This window comes from Rhodopseudomonas sp. B29 (assembly GCF_000333455.1).
Classification (GTDB): domain Bacteria; phylum Pseudomonadota; class Alphaproteobacteria; order Rhizobiales; family Xanthobacteraceae; genus Rhodopseudomonas.
The window spans coordinates 1-16374 of the sequence record NZ_BADD01000595.1 but is presented as its reverse complement, the minus strand read 5'-3'; the positions used below and the strand labels follow the sequence as shown (position 1 = coordinate 16374).

Below are 16374 nucleotides of genomic sequence, written 5' to 3'. Positions count from 1 at the left end.
TCGGGATCTGGCGAGCAGCGCGCCGACCGCGACGGTCTCGCCGTCCTTGGCGACTATTTCGCCGAGCGTGCCGGCGGACGGCGCCGGCACTTCGATGGTCACCTTGTCGGTTTCGAGCTCGACCAGCGGCTCGTCCACCGCCACCGCATCGCCGGGCTTCTTGAACCAGCGGCCGATCGTCGCCTCGGTCACGGATTCGCCGAGCGTCGGAACGCGAATTTCAGTCATCGTGTCTGTTTCCTCTCGCGGCCGCACCCTTAGGCCTGCGCACCGCCCTGAACAAATAAGGTCGATCAGGCCGCCGGTCGGCCGGCGGCCGTAAAGGTCAGCGCAGCGCCTCGTCCAAGAACGCCTTGAGCTGGGCCAGATGCTTGGACATCAACCCGGTGGCGGTGGCGGCGGAGGCGGGGCGGCCGACGTAACGCGGCCGGCGGTTGACGGCTCCGGCCTGATTCAGCACCCACTCCAGATACGGCTCGATGAAGTGCCAGGCGCCCATATTACGCGGCTCTTCCTGACACCACACGACTTCGGCCTGCTTGAAGCGCGACATCTCCTGCACCAGCGTCTTCAACGGCACCGGATAGAGCTGCTCGACGCGCAGCAGATAGATGTCGTCGATGCCGCGTTTCTCGCGCTCCTCGTAAAGGTCGTAATAGACCTTGCCGGAGCACAGCACGACGCGGCGGATCTTGTCGTCCGCCACCAGCTTGATCTTCTCGTCGGCATTCTTCTGGGCGTCGTCCCACAGCACGCGGTGGAACGTCGTCTCCGCGCCGAGTTCTTCGAGCTTGGATACCGCCCGCTTGTGGCGCAGCAGCGACTTCGGCGTCATCAGGATCAGCGGCTTGCGGATCTCACGCTTGAGCTGGCGACGCAGCACGTGGAAGTAGTTGGCCGGAGTGGTCGGATACACGACCTGCATATTGTCTTCGGCGCACATCTGCAGGAAGCGCTCGAGCCGCGCCGAAGAATGCTCCGGACCCTGCCCCTCGTAGCCGTGCGGCAGCAGGCAGACGAGGCCCGACATGCGCAGCCATTTGCGCTCGCCCGACGAGATGAACTGGTCGAACAGCACCTGGGCGCCGTTGGCGAAATCGCCGAACTGCGCTTCCCACGCCACCAGCGTATTCGGCTCGGTCAGCGAGTAGCCGTATTCGAAGCCGAGCACGGCTTCTTCCGACAGCATCGAGTTGACCACCTCGTAGTGACCCTGCTCTGGGCCGAGGTGATTGAACGGCGTGTAGCGGGTCTCGTCTTCCTGATCGAACAACACCGAATGGCGCTGCGAGAAGGTGCCGCGTTCGGAGTCCTGACCCGACAGGCGGACGCGGTGGCCTTCCTGCAGCAGCGCGCAGAACGACAGCGCCTCGCCGGTCGCCCAGTCGATGCCGACACCGGAGTCGATCGCCTTGGCGCGCGCTTCGAGGAAGCGCTGCACGGTGCGATGCAGGCGGAAGCCTTCCGGCACCTTGGTAATCTTGCGGCCGATGTCCTTCAGGGTGGCGACGTCGACGCCGGTGATGCCGCGACGCGGATCGTCCTCCTGATCGGCCGACTTGAAGCCCGCCCATTTGCCGTCGAGCCAGTCGGCCTTGTTGGGCCGGTAGGACGAGCCGGCTTCCAGCTCGGCGTCGAGCCGGGCGCGCCAGTCGGCCTTGGCCTTGTCGACCTCGCCTTCGGTGATGACGCCGTCGGCGATCAGCCGCTTGGAGTAGAGCTCAAGCGTGGTCGGATGGCCCGCGATCTTGCGGTACATGATCGGCTGGGTGAACGCCGGCTCGTCGCCCTCGTTGTGGCCGTGCCGACGATAGCAGAACATATCGATGACGACCGGCTTGTGGAACTTCTGCCGGTACTCGACCGCGATCTTGGCGGCGAACACCACCGCTTCGGGATCGTCGCCATTCACGTGGAAGATCGGCGCGTCGATCATCTTCGCCACGTCCGACGGATAGGGCGACGAGCGCGAATAGCGCGGATAGGTCGTGAAGCCGATCTGGTTGTTGACGATGAAGTGGATCGAACCGCCGGTGCGGTAGCCCTTCAGGTCGGACAGGCCGAAGCATTCGGCCACCACGCCCTGGCCGGCGAACGCGGCGTCGCCGTGCATCAACAGCGGCAGCACCGAGACGCGCTCTTCCGGCAGATCCCCGTGCTGGTCCTGCTTGGCGCGGACCTTGCCGAGCACCCCCGGATCGACGATCTCGAGATGCGACGGGTTGGCGGTGAGCGACAGATGCACCTTGTTGTGGTCGAACTCGCGATCCGACGACGCGCCGAGGTGATATTTGACGTCGCCCGAGCCCTCGACTTCGTCCGGATTGGCCGAGCCGCCCTTGAATTCGTGAAACAGCGCGCGGTGCGGCTTGCCCATCACCTGGGTCAGCACGTTGAGGCGGCCGCGATGCGGCATGCCGAGCACGATCTCGCGCACACCCAGATTGCCGCCGCGCTTGATGATCTGCTCCAGCGCCGGGATCAGCGCTTCGCCGCCGTCGAGGCCGAAGCGCTTGGTGCCGGTGAACTTGAGGTCGCAAAACTTCTCGAAGCCTTCGGACTCGATCAGCTTCATCAGGATGGCGCGACGGCCCTCGCGGGTGAAGCTGATTTCCTTGTCCGGACCTTCGATGCGCTCCTGGATCCAGGCCTTCTGCGCACCATTGGAGATATGCAGAAACTCGATACCCAGGGTCTGGCAATAGGTGCGCTCGCAGATCGCCACGATGTCGCGCAGCGAGCCGTATTCGAGGCCGAGCACGTGATCGAGGAAGATTTTGCGATCGAGATCGGCTTCGGTGAAGCCGTAGGAGCGGATGTCAAGTTCCTCGTGGTCGCGCTGCGGCGACATGCCGAGCGGATCGAGCTTGGCGTGGAAATGGCCGCGCATGCGGTAGGCGCGGATCAGCATCAAGGCCCGCACAGAATCGCGGGTCGCCTGATTGACGTCTGCGGTCGACAGTTCGACGCCGCTCTTCTGGGCCTTGGCCTGAAGCTTCTGGCTGATCGCCTTCTCGGCCTGCTGCCAGTTGCCGTCGAGCGCCGAAGTCAGGTCGTCACGCGGGGTCAGCGGCCAGTTTGGCGCCTCCCAGGACGGGCCCTCGGCGTTCTTCTGGATGTCGCCCGGATTGTCTTTCAGACTCTGGAAGAATGCCTGCCAATCGGCATCGACCGAAGACGGATCGTTCTCGTAGCGGGAGTACAGGTCGTCAATGTAGCTGGCATTGGCGCCCTGGAGAAAGGAAGAGAGTGCGAAAGCGGCATTCGCGTCCTGGCGAGACATGATTGCTTCCTGATAATGAAATCGCGACCGAGACGCGACTAAAGCCGATCCGGTTACCGGACCAGCAACGTAGTGCACCTTTTATCCTATTCTAGGGATTTGTAAGCTCGGAACGACACAAGGTTTGAATTAGGACTTCAATTTCTCGGCAAGCGTATGCCCGAGCCGCGCCGGCGACGGCGACACCGTGATTCCAGCCGCTTCCATCGCGGCCGTCTTCGAGGCTGCGTCGCCCTTGCCGCCCGAAATGATCGCGCCGGCATGACCCATGCGGCGGCCGGGAGGGGCGGTAACGCCGGCGATGAATCCCACCATCGGCTTCTTGCGGCCGCGCTTGGCCTCGTCGATCAGGAACTGGGCGGCGTCTTCCTCGGCCGAACCGCCGATCTCGCCGATCATGATGATGGATTCGGTCTTGTCGTCGGCCAGGAACATTTCCAGCACGTCGATGAACTCGGTGCCCTTGACCGGGTCGCCGCCGATGCCGACCGCGCTGGTCTGGCCGAGGCCTTCGGCCGTGGTCTGGAACACCGCCTCGTAGGTCAGGGTGCCTGAGCGCGACACGATGCCGACCGAGCCGGGCTTGAAGATGTTGGCCGGCATGATGCCGATCTTGCATTCGCCGGCGGTCATGACGCCCGGGCAGTTCGGCCCGATCAGGCGCGACTTGGAGCCGGCCAGCGAACGCTTGACCCGCACCATGTCGAGCACAGGGATGCCCTCGGTGATGCAGACGATCAGCGGGATCTCGGCATCGATCGCCTCGCAGATCGCATCCGCTGCGCCGGGCGGCGGAACGTAGATCACGCTGGCGTCGGCGCCGGTCTTGTCACGCGCCTCGGCGACGGTGTCGAACACCGGCAGGCCGATATGGGTCGAGCCGCCTTTGCCCGGCGAGGTGCCGCCGACCATCTTGGTGCCGTAGGCGATCGCCGCCTCGGAGTGGAAGGTGCCGTTCTTGCCGGTGAAGCCCTGGCAGATGACTTTGGTGTTGCGGTCGATGAGGATGGACATGGGAGCTCGCTTTTCCGCGTTCGTCATGGCCGGGCTTGTCCCGGCCATCCACGCCTTGCTGCGTGGCTTAAAAGGAAGACGTGGATGCCCGCGACGAGCGCGGGCATGACGGAGAAATTTAAATAGGCCGCAGCATCAAGCCGCCGCCTTGACGGCGTTGACGATCTTCTGCGCGGCGTCGTCGAGGTTGTCGGCGGGCAGCACGTTGAGGCCGGAGTGCTTGATGATCTTCTTGCCCTCTTCGACATTGGTGCCTTCGAGGCGGACCACCAGCGGCACCGAGAGACCGACTTCCTTGACGGCCGCGACCACGCCCTCGGCGATCACGTCGCACTTCATGATGCCGCCGAAGATGTTGATCAGGATGCCCTTCACGTTGGGATCGGCGGTGATGATCTTGAACGCCGCCGTCACCTTCTCCTTGCTGGCGCCGCCGCCGACGTCGAGGAAGTTGGCCGGGGCCATGCCGTACAGCTTGATGATGTCCATCGTCGCCATGGCGAGGCCGGCGCCGTTGACCATGCAGCCGATGGTGCCGTCGAGGGTGACGTAGTTGAGGTCGTACTTGGACGCCTCGATCTCCTTGGCGTCTTCCTCGGTCTCGTCGCGCAGCGACTGGATGTCGACGTGGCGATACAGCGCGTTGCCGTCGAACGAGATCTTGGCGTCGAGGCACTTGAGGTCGCCCTGCTTGGTCAGCACCAGCGGGTTGATCTCGAGCATGTCCATGTCTTTGGCGACGAACGCGGTGTAGAGCTTGGCCACCATCGCCTCGGCCTGCTTGGCCTGGTCGCCCTTGAGGTTCAGCGCCTTGGCGACGGTGCGGCCGTGATGGCCCATGATGCCGGTCGCCGGATCGACCGTGAACGACACGATCTTTTCGGGCGTCTCGTGGGCGACGTCCTCGATCGACATGCCGCCTTCGGTCGAGACCACGAAGGAGATCCGCGAGGTGGCGCGGTCGACCAGCAGCGACAGATAGAACTCCTTGTCGATGTCGGAGCCTTCTTCGATGTAGAGCCGGTTGACCTGCTTGCCGTCGGGGCCGGTCTGCACCGTCACCAGCGTGGCGCCGAGCATCTGCTTGGCGAATTCCTTGACCTCGTCGACCGACTTGGCGAGGCGGACGCCGCCCTTGTCACCGGCCGAGGCTTCCTTGAACTTGCCCTTGCCGCGGCCGCCGGCGTGGATCTGGCTCTTCACCACCCAGACCGGACCGCCGAGCTGCTTGGCGGCGGCTTCGGCCTCGGACGCCTTGAAGATCGGGTAGCCGTGCCCGACCGGAACGCCGAACTCGCGCAGTACCGCTTTGGCCTGGTATTCGTGGATATTCATCGCGAAGCCCTCGCCGGAACGCAGCCGGCCGGTTGAAACACCGCGGTGCGTTCCGCCGAGGCGAAACGTACCACGGCCGGATTACAGTCTTGGTTCAGCGGCCCAGAAGATCGGGTGCGATCTTCTTGCAGGCGTCGATCAGGCCCTGCACGGCGCCGACCGACTTGTCGAACGCTTCGCGGTCCTTGCCGGCCAGCTCGATCTCGACGATGCGCTCGACGCCCTTGGCGCCGATCACCACCGGGACGCCGACGTAGGTGTCCTTGATGCCGTATTCGCCGTTCAGAGCGGCGGCCACCGGCATCACGCGCTTCTTGTCCTTGAGATAGCTTTCGGCCATCGCGATCGCCGAAGCGGCCGGAGCGTAGAACGCCGAACCGGTCTTGAGCAGGTTGACGATCTCGGCGCCGCCGTTGCGGGTGCGGTCGACGATCTCGTCGAGGCGGGCCTGCGAGGTCCAGCCCATCTTGACCAGGTCGGGCAGCGGGATGCCGGCGACGGTCGAGTACTTGACCAGCGGCACCATGGTGTCGCCGTGGCCACCGAGCACGAAGGCGGTGACGTCTTCGACCGAGACGTTGAATTCGTCGGCCAGGAAGTAGCGGAAGCGCGCCGAGTCGAGCACGCCGGCCATGCCGACGACCTTCTTGGCGGGCAGGCCCGAGGCCTTCTGCAGCGCCCAGACCATGGCGTCGAGCGGGTTGGTGATGCAGATGACGAAGGCGTTCGGGGCGTACTTCTTGATGCCGGCGCCGACCTGCTCCATCACCTTGAGGTTGATGCTGAGAAGGTCGTCACGGCTCATGCCGGGCTTGCGCGGCACGCCGGCGGTGACGATCACGACGCTGGCGCCTTCGATCGCCTCGTAGGAGTTGGCGCCGGTCAGCTTGGCGTCGAAGCCATCGACCGGGGAGGATTCGGCGAGATCCAGCGCTTTGCCCTGCGGCACGCCCTCGGCGATATCGAACAGCACCACGTCGCCGAGCTCCTTGAGCCCGATCATGTGAGCCAGCGTACCGCCGATCTGGCCGGAGCCAATCAAAGCAATCTTGTCACGCGCCATGGGAAGCCAGTCCTTTGAGCCCGAAGAGTTCGGAGGGGTGGGGAAATCCGGAAGGTGGTTATCGCTTCTGCGGGGTGCGTTCAAGTCGGGGCAACGCCCAATTGTTGCCCGCACCACGCAGGGCTGGAGGGAGACCGTGTCCCCGCGGCCTCATGTTTCGACCAACCCGGTGGTCGAACCGGAGGCTTCGGAATCGCGCCGGCCGTGGGGCAGCGCCAGATAACTGTCCGAGCCCATTTCGATCAGCCGCGACACCGTGCGGTTGAACTCCATCGCCTCGAAGCCCTCGTTTGCGCGATAAAGCGCAGCCGGCTCTGCCGCCGCGGAGGCCATCAGCTTGACGGCGTTGTCGTAGAACGTGTCGATCAGCGTGATGAAGCGCTTGGCGGCGTTGCGGTCGGCCAGCTCCATCACCGGCACGTGATCGATCAGCACCGTATGATAATCGTGCGCGAGCCGCAGATAGTCGGACGCCGCGAGCGGCTGCTGGCACAGATCGGCGAACGAGAACCGCGCGACGTGGTGGCACGACTGCGGCACCCGCAGGATGCGACCTTTGATCGAAATATCGTGCGGCGGCCCCTTGGTCTCGCCGGTGAGCCGGTGAAACGCGCGATCGATCGCCGCCGTGGCCTCGGCATCGTCCGGGGTCAGCCAGACCTTCATGCCGGCGAATTTCTCAAGCCGGTAGTCGGTTCGGGCATCGAGCCGCAGCACGTCCATGTTGGCTTTGACCTGGCCAATGAACGGCACGAACAGCGCGCGGTTGAGGCCGCCTTTGTAGAGATCGTCGGGCGCCACGTTGGAGGTCGCCACCACCACGGTGCCGAGCTCGAACAGCTTGCCGAACAGCCGCGACAGGATCATCGCGTCGGCGATGTCGGTGACGTGAAATTCGTCGAAGCACAGCAGCCAGGCTTCTTCGAAGATCGAGGCTGCGGTCAGTGCGATGACGTCGCCATCGGCGATTTCGCCGCGCTTGATGTTCTGGCGGAAGGCGTAGATGCGCTCGTGCGCCTCGGCCATGAACTCGTGAAAATGCGCGCGACGTTTGTGCGCCACCGGACACGAGTCGAAGAACAAGTCCATCAACATGGTCTTGCCGCGGCCGACCTCGCCGTGAACGTAGAGCCCCTTGGGCGGCGGCCCGCCGTTGTCGCCGCCGAACAGGCGGCCGAGAAAGCTCTGCTTTTTCGGCGGCTTGTAATTCGCCAGCGTATCGTCGAGGGCGCCAAAGGCCTCGACCGCGGCGGCCTGCGCCGGATCGGCCTCGATGCTGCCGGAGGCGAGCAGCGACTGATAGTGCTGGCGGAACGAAAGCGGCGAGGACATGCGGTCCTCTTACCGCCTCACCGCGCCGCAAAATGCAAGCCGGTATTGCTGCGGAGCGCCATGCAGCCCGGCAGGGCATCGCAACCCTGCCGGCTTGCCCGGAGAAGCCTGCAGCCTCAGGCGTGCAGATCGTACGGCGCTTCGACGATGTAGGGCCCGCCGCCGGTCGAAGCCCGCGCCGAGAACAACACGAAGCGCTCGGCCTTGAACACGCGGGTGGGGAAATAGCCGCGGACCTGCAGATAGTTGGCGACGTCCTGGCTGGAAACGTCGCCGCGCAGCCGGGCCAGCGTCACATGCGGGGTGAATTTGCGCCCTTCGGGATCGAGCCCGACCCGCTGCAGCAGGCGTTCCAGCTCGGCCTGCAATTCGATCAGCGGCTTCGACGGCACCACCGAAGCAATCACCGCGCGGGGCTTCTTGCCGCCGAAGCTCGACAGCCCCTGCAGCGCCACCTCGAACGGCTTGCGGTTGATGCGAAACAGCATCGAGGCGATCTCGTTGGCGGTGATGCCGTCGATGTCGCCGATGAAGCGCAACGTCAGATGATAATCTTCCGGTTCGACCCAGCGGGCGCCTGGGAGGCCTCCGCGTAAATTCGACAGGGTCTCGCCGATCTCGGCAGGGATCTCCAGTCCAGTGAACAAACGCGGCATCGGAACACCCTCACACTTGAGGCCCGATCGCGGCTGCCGTCCCGAAGACCGGGGGTGGGCTTCCGCGAACCGTCCGGCGAATCACACCTACATTTTGTAGCCTGACAATGTAACAGCGCTACAGCGACGAGCCGGGAGCGGTGAAAAACCAGAGGGTAATCCTCATCTTAACCCCCCGTTAACCGACTCCTCAGCCGCGCTTGGCCGCGACGTCGCGCAGGAATGCCGAAACAGTCGGCAGGATGCTTTTCACGACGGCATCGACGCCCTTGGCGTTGGGGTGCATGCCGTCGGCCTGATTGAGGCTGGCGATGGTCGCGACGCCGTCGAGGAAGAAAGGATACAGCGGCACGCCGAACTGTTTGGCGAGGTCGGGATAGATCGCGTTGAATTGCGCCGCATAGTCGGCCCCGTAGTTCGGGGGCGCCATCATGCCGGTGAGCAGCACCGGCAGATTGCGCGCCTTCAGCTTCTCGAGGATTCCCGTCAGCGCCTTGCGGGTGACCTTGGGGTCGAGCCCGCGCAGTGCGTCATTGGCGCCGAGCTCGACCACCACCGCATCGGCATCCTGCGGCACCGACCAGTCGAGGCGTTCGAGCCCGCCCGAGGCGGTGTCGCCCGACACGCCGGCATTGATCAGCTCGGCTGAGATCCCCTCGGCTTGCAGCGCAGCCTGCAGCTTCACCGGAAAGGCATCCGGCCCGGGCAGGCCGTAGCCCGCCGTTAGTGAATCCCCGAGCATCACCACCTTGAGCGGTTTGGTAGAGGGTTCTGCATCAGCGCGCTGGGCCGGCAGCAGCACCGCGACGGCCAGCATGCCGGCCCACGCAATCGTGCGGAACAGGCCCTCGACCGCGCCGATTGAATCGCCATATGCAGCAGCCATGGACACTCGCATTCCGCTCTCGCCGACGTCCGGCCCGGCGCCGGACACCATCTCGATCTCGAACCTGAACCTGTCGCTGGGCAGCGGCGCGGCGCGGGTTCACATCCTCAAGGACATCAGCCTGCGTGTCGCCGAAGGCGAGGCGATCGGTCTGATCGGCCCCTCCGGCTCCGGGAAATCCACCCTGCTGATGGTGATGGCCGGGCTGGAGCGGCCCGACAGCGGTGAGGTGGTGGTCGATGGCACCGCTTTCAATGGCCTCGACGAGGACGCGCTGGCGCGCTTCCGCGGCCGCCGCATCGGCATCGTCTTCCAGTCCTTTCATCTGATCCCGACCATGACGGCGCTAGAGAACGTCGCGGTGCCGCTCGAACTCGCCGGCGATCCTGACGCCGCGCGCCGCGCCGCGCAGGAATTGCAGGCCGTCGGCCTCGGCGAGCGGCTGCATCATTATCCAACGCAGCTCTCCGGCGGCGAGCAGCAGCGCGTCGCGCTGGCCCGGGCGCTGGCGCCAGATCCGGCGATCCTGGTTGCCGACGAGCCGACCGGCAATCTCGACGAATCGACCGGCAAGCAGATCGTCGATCTGCTGTTCGCCAAACATGCTGAACGCGGCATGACGCTGGTGCTGGTCACCCACGACACCGGCCTCGCCCAGCGCTGCGACCGCGTCATCCGCCTCCGCTCCGGCCGCATCGACGCGACCCAGCCGGGTACTGCGGCAAGGGCATCGGCGTGAGCGGCAAGTTCAATATGCTCCGCACCACGACTTCAACTCCGTCATTGCGAGCGGAGCGAAGCAATCCAGCCGCGGTCCGCGGAGCTGGATTGCTTCGTCGCGGAGCCTGTGCTCGGACGGCGCGAAGCGCCGATCCGGGTGCTCCTCGCAATGACGGCGACTATGCTTGCGAGGCGGTGCACCGATGAGCGCCGTCTCAGAACCGATTGCGCAGCCGCGGCGCTCCTCCCTCCCCCTCCGCTACGCGCTGCGCGAACTGCGCAGCGGACTCAACGGCTTCTACGTGTTCATCGCCTGCATCGCGCTCGGCGTTATGGCGATCGCCGGGGTCGGTTCGGTCGCGGCCAGTCTGAGCGACGGGCTCGCCCGCGAAGGCCGTACGCTGCTCGGCGGTGACGTCGCGTTTTCTCTGATCCAGCGCGAAGCCACCCCCGCCGAACTCGGCTATCTGCGCAGCCACGGTCAGGTCTCTGTGGCGGCGACGATGCGCGGCATGGCGCGGACCGCGGACGGCCGCTCCGCATTGGTCGAACTCAAGGCAGTCGACGATGCCTATCCGATTCTGGGCGAGCTCAAGCTCGAGCCGCCAATGCCGATCGCCGACGTGCTGGCGGAGCAGGGCGGCGCGTTCGGGGCAGCCGCCGACGCGGCCCTGCTGGCGCGGCTCGGCCTCAAACTCGGCGACAGCGTCAGCCTGGGCAACGCTCACTTTCAGATCCGCAGCGTCGTCGCCTCCGAGCCCGACAAGCTGTCCGGTGCGGTCGGTTTCGGGCCACGCTTCCTGATCAGCCAGGACGGCCTTCGCGCCACGCAGCTGCTGCAGCCCGGAAGCCTGGTGCGCTGGATCTACCGCGTGCGTCTCGCCGACAACGGCGCCAGCGATCAGGCGGCGCAGCGCTTCGCCGATGACACCCGCGCGGCGCTGCCCCAGGCCGGCTGGGAAATCCGCACGCGCAGCAACGCCTCGCCGCAGCTCGAACGGACCATCACGCGCTTCACGCAATTCCTGACGCTTGTCGGACTCGCGGCGCTTCTGGTCGGCGGCGTCGGTGTCGCCAATGCGGTGAAGAGCCACATCGATCGCCGCCGCGACGTCATCGCCGCCTTCAAGGCGGTCGGCGCCACCGGGCGCGACGTGTTCGCGATCTATCTGACTCAGGTGTTGCTGCTCGCCACGATCGGATCGCTGATCGGGCTGGCGTTTGGCGCGGCGCTGCCGTTCGTCATCGTCGGCGGCTTCGGCAAGCTGCTGCCGTTGCCGGTGGTGGCGGCGCTGCATCCCGAAGAGCTGGCGCTGTCGCTGATCTACGGCCTGCTCACCGCGCTGGCGTTCGGGCTGTGGCCGTTGGCGCAGGTGCACGACGTGCCGGTGGCGACGCTGTTTCGCGAAGCGCAGGCGAGCCGGGCGCACCGGCCGCGGCTCAAGCACATCGTCTGGATCGGGCTCGTAGTGGCGGCGCTGCTGGCGATGGTGATCGGGCTTTCCTTCGACAAGCGCGTGGCGGCCGCCTTCGTGATCGCGGCGCTGGTGGTGTTCGCGCTGATGCGCGGCGTCGCCGCCGCCGTGATGGCGATCGCGCGGCGGCTGCCGCGATCGCGGATCACCATGCTGCGGCTGGCGATCGCCAACATCCATCGCCCCGGTGCGCTGACGCCTTCGGTCGTGCTGTCGCTCGGGCTCGGCCTCGCGGTGCTGGTGACGGTGTCGCAGATCGACGGCAATTTGCGCCGGCAATTCGCCGCCGCGCTGCCCGAGAAGGCGCCGACCTTCTTCTTCATCGATATCCCGTCGAGCGAAGCCGATCAGTTCACCGACTACCTCAAACAGATCGCCCCCAACGCGACGCTCGAAGACGTGCCCATGCTGCGCGGAAGGATCACGGCGGCGCGCGGCGTCAAGGCCGAGGACCTCAAGCCGGCGCCCGACGCCGAATGGGTGCTGCAGAGCGACCGAGGCCTGACCTATGCGACCGAAGTTCCGGCCGGCTCGCGCGTCGCCGACGGTCACTGGTGGCCGAAAGACTACAATGGACCGCCGCTGGTGTCGTTCGACAAGAAGCTCGCCGAAGGCCTCGGCCTGTCTATCGGCGACAAGGTGACGGTCAATGTGCTCGGCCGCGAGATCACCGCGACCGTCAGCAATCTGCGCAGCGTCGACTGGCAGAGCCTCGGCATCAACTTCGTGCTGGTGTTTTCTCCCAACACCTTCCGCGGCGCACCACACACTCACATTGCCACCCTGACCGAGGCCGGCAGCACGCCGCAAAGCGATGCGGCGGTGATCCGGCAGGTTGCAGACAAGTTTCCGATGGTCACCAGCGTCCGCGTCCGCGAGGCCCTGGAGACGGTCGGCGGCGTCGTCAACAATCTGGTGCTGGCGGTGCGCGGCGCCAGCGCCGTGACGCTGATCTCGGCCATCCTGGTGCTTGGCGGCGCGCTCGCCGCGGGCCATCGCCACCGCGTCTATGACGCGGTGATCCTGAAAACACTCGGCGCCACCCGGGCGCGCTTGGTCGGCGCCTTCGCGCTCGAGTATCTTTTGATCGGCCTCGCGACGGCGGCCTTCGGGGTGATCGCCGGTTCTGTCTCGGCATGGCTGATCGTCACCAAACTGATGACGCTCGGCTTCGTCTGGCAGGCCGCTTCGGCCGCCGGCGTGGTGCTGGCCGCACTGCTGGTCACGGTCGGGCTCGGGCTGATCGGAACGGTGCTGGCGCTCAACCAAAAGCCCGCCGCCGTCCTCCGCAACCTTTAGTGAGTCTGGCGCTCTTTGCTCCCAACGTCGGTGACGCGTCGCCTCGCGGCAACAACCGGCATGACCTCCGTCCGCGCCAACTTCGCCCATGCCGGCTCGCAGCGCCGCGGATCGGCGCGCCGCGGTTGCGACGAAAGTCTGGAAAATGCGCGATTTGCCGCGCTGTTTTAGCCCCAGAGCGACATTCAGCCGCGCATAAAACCTTGCTCCCGCTGTGTTAGTTTCCCACATGTCAGCTTGGACCGGACGGGTCCGGCGGGTCGCTCGGAAGACCCAAGTTTCGGAAGACCGACGTTCGGTTAACCGAACCGATCGGGTGACCGAAAATTAACGATCCGCAGCAACACGTCCGGATTATATTCGCCCTGGCCTCGCAGCCGCGACCAGCCAGCCAACTCGGGAATTCGACCATGTCGGACTTCGACCGTAACTACGCTTCTCCCTTCGGCCGGGCGGCCGGTCGCGTCGACACCGCGACCGTCGATGCCGGCCTGCGCAGCTACATGCTGCGCATCTACAACTACATGACCATCGGCCTGGCGATCACCGGCTTCGCCGCGCTCGGCGTCTATATGGGCGCCGTGACCAGCGATCCGTCGGCGGCCGCGATCCCGCAGAAGATCGCGGGCGGCTACCTGACCTCGTTCGGCTACGCGATGTTCGTGAGCCCGCTGAAGTGGGTGTTCATGCTCGCGCCGCTGGCGATGGTGTTCGCGATCTCGTTCGGCATCAATCGCCTGAAGCCGCAGACCGCCCAGATCCTGTTCTGGGTATTCTCGGCGCTGATGGGCGTGTCGCTGTCGTCGATCTTCCTGGTGTACACCCACACCTCGATCGTGCGGGTGTTCTTCATCACCGCCGCCACCTTCGGCGCGCTGAGCCTCTATGGCTACACCACCAAGCGTGACATGAGCGGCATGGCGTCGTTCCTGTTCATGGGCCTGATCGGCATCATCATCGCCAGCGTGGTGAACCTGTTCGTCGCCTCGTCGATGCTGCAGTTCATCGTCTCGGTGGCGGGCGTGCTGGTGTTCGCCGGCCTCACCGCCTACGATACGCAGCGGCTGAAGAACGACTACATCTACGGCTACGCCTCGGCCGGTGGCGAGATCGCCGAGAAGGCCGCCATCACCGGCGCGCTGTCGCTGTACTTGAACTTCATCAACCTGTTCACGCTGCTGCTGCAGCTGCTCGGCCAGCGCGACTAAGCTGACCGACGCGAACGGATCCGAAGCCCCGGCGGAAACGCCGGGGCTTTTGTTTTGGGCTGGTGGCATCAATCCCATGCACAGCGTCATCGCCCGCGCAGGCGGGCGACCCAGTATTCCAGTGCGCCAGCGGACAGACCGCTCCGCTCTGGGATACTAGGCCCTCCGCATTCGCGGAGGGTGACGGCCGAATGTGTTGATGGGACACTGGCACTGCAGGCGCGCTATCCGATCTGCAGGCCCGCTTGCAACGTGCGCAGAGCACACGCCTCCCCGCTGCCGCATTCTCACCCGACCAAGCCGCATGTCACAGTCCATTATCCGTCCCGCCGTTCCGACCGACCTCCCCGCCATCACGTCGATCTATGGCGAGGCGGTGCGCACCGGCACCGCGACGTTCGAGCTGACGCCGCCGAATCTCGCCGAGATGACGCGGCGCTACGACGCCCTGTCGGCCGCCGGCTTTCCCTATCTGACGGCTGAGTTCGAAGGTACCGTCGCCGGCTATGCCTATGCGGGGCCGTACCGGCCGCGGCCGGCCTATCGGTTCACGGTCGAGAATTCGGTCTATCTCGATCCGGCCCACCATCGAGCCGGCATCGGCAGCGCGCTGATGACCGAGCTGATCGCCCGCTGCGCAGCCTCTGGCTACCGCCAGATGATCGGCGTGATCGGCGACTCCGCAAACGCCGGCTCAATCGCCCTGCACCGCAAGATGGGTTTCGACCTCGTCGGCACCCATCGCGGCGTCGGCTTCAAGTTCGGCCGCTGGCTCGACACCGTGATGATGCAGCGCGCGCTGGGTGATGGGACGGAGAGTTTGCCGGAGCAGAGCGAGCTGTGAGCCCGGCGGCCATTCCAATTTCGGCCGTCACCCTCCGCGAAAGCGGAGGGCCCATTATCCCAGAGAGTTCGTGGTAACGATCAGCGCTCTGGAATACTGGGTCGCCCGATCAAGTCGGGCGATGACGCGGTGTTTCGGAGCGATGCTGTGCGGAAAACGCAGCGACCGCTCACACCAGCGCCAGTTTCCTATCGATCACCAGTAGCACGCGATCGAGTTCGTGGCCGCGGCGGAGGATTTGGCCGGAGGCGCCGATGACGCTGTAGGCGCCCTGTTTGCGCGCCAGCCGCGGGTCCTTGACGATGCGGTAGATCGGCACTTCGGAGGCGCGGCGGAAGATCGAGAAAACCGCGGTGTCTTTGAGGAAGTCGATAGCGTAATCGCGCCATTCGCCATCCGCGACCATGCGGCCATAGAGGTTGAGGATGCGATTGAGCTCCAGGCGATTGAACGTCACCCTGGTCTGCAGCGGCGCGGCGCCCAGGCGCTCCGCTGCGTTACGCTCGCTGGGATCACCCTCCCCGGACATCAGACTCATCACCGCCTCCTGTCACCGAGGTGACATGATTGCGCCGACCGCGCCGCGCCGCAAGGGGCCGAAAGCAGCACCGCGTGCAGGCCTTCGCGACGGGCCGCCGCATGCAGCCTCACGCCTTCGTTAGCCGAATCTTATTGCCGCCCGAATTTCGCCAACCGCATGCCGTGGCGACCGACGATAAGAATCATGTCTGCGTTGGCCCGGTTCTTTCGGTCCGGATTCCTCAGCCCCCAGCCCCCCGGGTCGTCGGGACCGGGCCTGACGCAGCGATCCAATCCCCTATGAAGACGAGCCTCGAGGGCCAACGCAAGTTGGTCCTTTTTTGTTGTGCGGTGATCAGTGGGGAGAGCGCCGCTGCTCGCGGCGCGAGCGCTTCAGCGCAGCGAGGTGAAGGCGCCGCCCAGCATGGCGCCCGGCTTGTCGCGGCTGCCATCCTGCACATACACCGCCGCGGCATCGACGCCCTGGTCGGCGATGTTCTCCAACGGGACCGACCAATGGCCGGCCTCGCCGTTCCAGTCGCCGACCTTGAGCAGGTTGCGGACGACGTTGTGATAGGTGATCTGGCGGCCGCGATTTTCGCCGCGGCCGATCGAAATCGGCACCGCCTTTGACACTGCGCAGATCCAGACTTCGCCATGACGCACCGGATCGCCCGCCGGCGCGGCGGCGACCTCGACCTTGATCTCCTTGCCGTCGAGCTCATCGAGACCGCACCGCC

General features: G+C 65.5%; 14 protein-coding genes. 4 read left to right on the top strand and 10 right to left on the bottom strand.

Annotation, left to right across the window (positions count from 1 at the left end):
- From I5M_RS21500 to I5M_RS21465, 8 genes are all read right to left on the bottom strand, one after another.
- On the bottom strand, positions 1–228 hold a 228-nt coding region (locus tag I5M_RS21500; protein WP_031337277.1), incomplete at its 3' end, for a biotin/lipoyl-containing protein.
- 97 nt (positions 229–325) lie between these two features.
- Positions 326–3283 (bottom strand): 2-oxoglutarate dehydrogenase E1 component, encoded by a 2958-nt coding sequence (locus tag I5M_RS21495; protein ID WP_022723290.1) that lies wholly within the window; start codon positions 3281–3283, stop codon positions 326–328.
- Between the two features lie 129 nt (positions 3284–3412).
- Entirely contained in the window at positions 3413–4297 is an 885-nt protein-coding gene (gene sucD, locus I5M_RS21490) for a succinate--CoA ligase subunit alpha (protein ID WP_022723289.1), read from the bottom strand.
- A 135-nt stretch (positions 4298–4432) separates the two neighbouring features.
- Positions 4433–5632, bottom strand: a complete 1200-nt coding sequence (sucC, locus tag I5M_RS21485) for an ADP-forming succinate--CoA ligase subunit beta (protein ID WP_022723288.1) — start codon at positions 5630–5632, stop codon at positions 4433–4435.
- A gap of 94 nt (positions 5633–5726) precedes the next feature.
- Complete coding sequence (gene mdh / locus I5M_RS21480; RefSeq protein WP_022723287.1) at positions 5727–6695, bottom strand: malate dehydrogenase; 969 nt, start codon at positions 6693–6695, stop codon at positions 5727–5729.
- A 150-nt stretch (positions 6696–6845) separates the two neighbouring features.
- A complete protein-coding gene (gene zapE / locus I5M_RS21475; protein WP_022723286.1) occupies positions 6846–8027 on the bottom strand; it encodes a cell division protein ZapE in 1182 nt (393 codons plus the stop codon).
- A 116-nt stretch (positions 8028–8143) separates the two neighbouring features.
- Positions 8144–8683: an RNA 2',3'-cyclic phosphodiesterase gene (thpR, locus tag I5M_RS21470; RefSeq protein WP_022723285.1), complete on the bottom strand. Its 540-nt coding sequence runs from the start codon at positions 8681–8683 to the stop codon at positions 8144–8146.
- A gap of 190 nt (positions 8684–8873) precedes the next feature.
- Entirely contained in the window at positions 8874–9569 is a 696-nt protein-coding gene (locus tag I5M_RS21465; RefSeq protein WP_022723284.1) for an arylesterase, read from the bottom strand.
- Here I5M_RS21465 and I5M_RS21455 point away from each other — a divergent pair.
- From I5M_RS21455 to I5M_RS21435, 4 genes are all read left to right on the top strand, one after another.
- The gene (locus I5M_RS21455; RefSeq protein ID WP_022723283.1) at positions 9568–10308 is read left to right on the top strand and encodes an ABC transporter ATP-binding protein; all 741 of its coding nucleotides are present in this window, start codon (positions 9568–9570) and stop codon (positions 10306–10308) included. The genes I5M_RS21465 and I5M_RS21455 overlap by 2 nt on opposite strands.
- Before the next feature lie 184 nt (positions 10309–10492).
- Positions 10493–13063, top strand: a complete 2571-nt coding sequence (locus I5M_RS21450) for an ABC transporter permease (protein ID WP_022723282.1) — start codon at positions 10493–10495, stop codon at positions 13061–13063.
- Positions 13064–13473: 410 nt separating this feature from the next.
- Positions 13474–14271 carry a Bax inhibitor-1/YccA family protein gene (locus I5M_RS21440; protein ID WP_022723280.1) on the top strand — a complete coding sequence of 266 codons (798 nt, stop codon included), beginning with the start codon at positions 13474–13476 and terminating at the stop codon, positions 14269–14271.
- Between the two features lie 304 nt (positions 14272–14575).
- Positions 14576–15115 (top strand): GNAT family N-acetyltransferase, encoded by a 540-nt coding sequence (locus I5M_RS21435; protein ID WP_022723279.1) that lies wholly within the window; start codon positions 14576–14578, stop codon positions 15113–15115.
- 169 nt (positions 15116–15284) lie between these two features.
- On the opposite strand, the gene I5M_RS21430 is transcribed toward I5M_RS21435, so the two are convergent.
- Together I5M_RS21430 and I5M_RS21425 are read right to left on the bottom strand one after the other, a co-directional pair.
- Positions 15285–15653 carry a DUF2794 domain-containing protein gene (locus I5M_RS21430; protein ID WP_022723278.1) on the bottom strand — a complete coding sequence of 123 codons (369 nt, stop codon included), beginning with the start codon at positions 15651–15653 and terminating at the stop codon, positions 15285–15287.
- Positions 15654–16027: 374 nt separating this feature from the next.
- On the bottom strand, positions 16028–16374 hold a 347-nt coding region (locus I5M_RS21425; RefSeq protein WP_022723277.1), incomplete at its 5' end, for a DUF1223 domain-containing protein.

What these genes read in the sequence shown, in the direction of transcription:
- I5M_RS21495 (WP_022723290.1), bottom strand. Translation starts at nt 3,283, where the DNA reads ATGTCTCGCCAGGACGCGAATGCCGCTTTCGCACTCTCTTCCTTTCTC.
- sucD (WP_022723289.1), bottom strand. Translation starts at nt 4,297, where the DNA reads ATGTCCATCCTCATCGACCGCAACACCAAAGTCATCTGCCAGGGCTTC.
- sucC (WP_022723288.1), bottom strand. Translation starts at nt 5,632, where the DNA reads ATGAATATCCACGAATACCAGGCCAAAGCGGTACTGCGCGAGTTCGGC.
- mdh (WP_022723287.1), bottom strand. Translation starts at nt 6,695, where the DNA reads ATGGCGCGTGACAAGATTGCTTTGATTGGCTCCGGCCAGATCGGCGGT.
- zapE (WP_022723286.1), bottom strand. Translation starts at nt 8,027, where the DNA reads ATGTCCTCGCCGCTTTCGTTCCGCCAGCACTATCAGTCGCTGCTCGCC.
- thpR (WP_022723285.1), bottom strand. Translation starts at nt 8,683, where the DNA reads ATGCCGCGTTTGTTCACTGGACTGGAGATCCCTGCCGAGATCGGCGAG.
- I5M_RS21455 (WP_022723283.1), top strand. Translation starts at nt 9,568, where the DNA reads ATGGACACTCGCATTCCGCTCTCGCCGACGTCCGGCCCGGCGCCGGAC.
- I5M_RS21465 (WP_022723284.1), bottom strand. Translation starts at nt 9,569, where the DNA reads ATGGCTGCTGCATATGGCGATTCAATCGGCGCGGTCGAGGGCCTGTTC.
- I5M_RS21450 (WP_022723282.1), top strand. Translation starts at nt 10,493, where the DNA reads ATGAGCGCCGTCTCAGAACCGATTGCGCAGCCGCGGCGCTCCTCCCTC.
- I5M_RS21440 (WP_022723280.1), top strand. Translation starts at nt 13,474, where the DNA reads ATGTCGGACTTCGACCGTAACTACGCTTCTCCCTTCGGCCGGGCGGCC.
- I5M_RS21435 (WP_022723279.1), top strand. Translation starts at nt 14,576, where the DNA reads ATGTCACAGTCCATTATCCGTCCCGCCGTTCCGACCGACCTCCCCGCC.
- I5M_RS21430 (WP_022723278.1), bottom strand. Translation starts at nt 15,653, where the DNA reads ATGAGTCTGATGTCCGGGGAGGGTGATCCCAGCGAGCGTAACGCAGCG.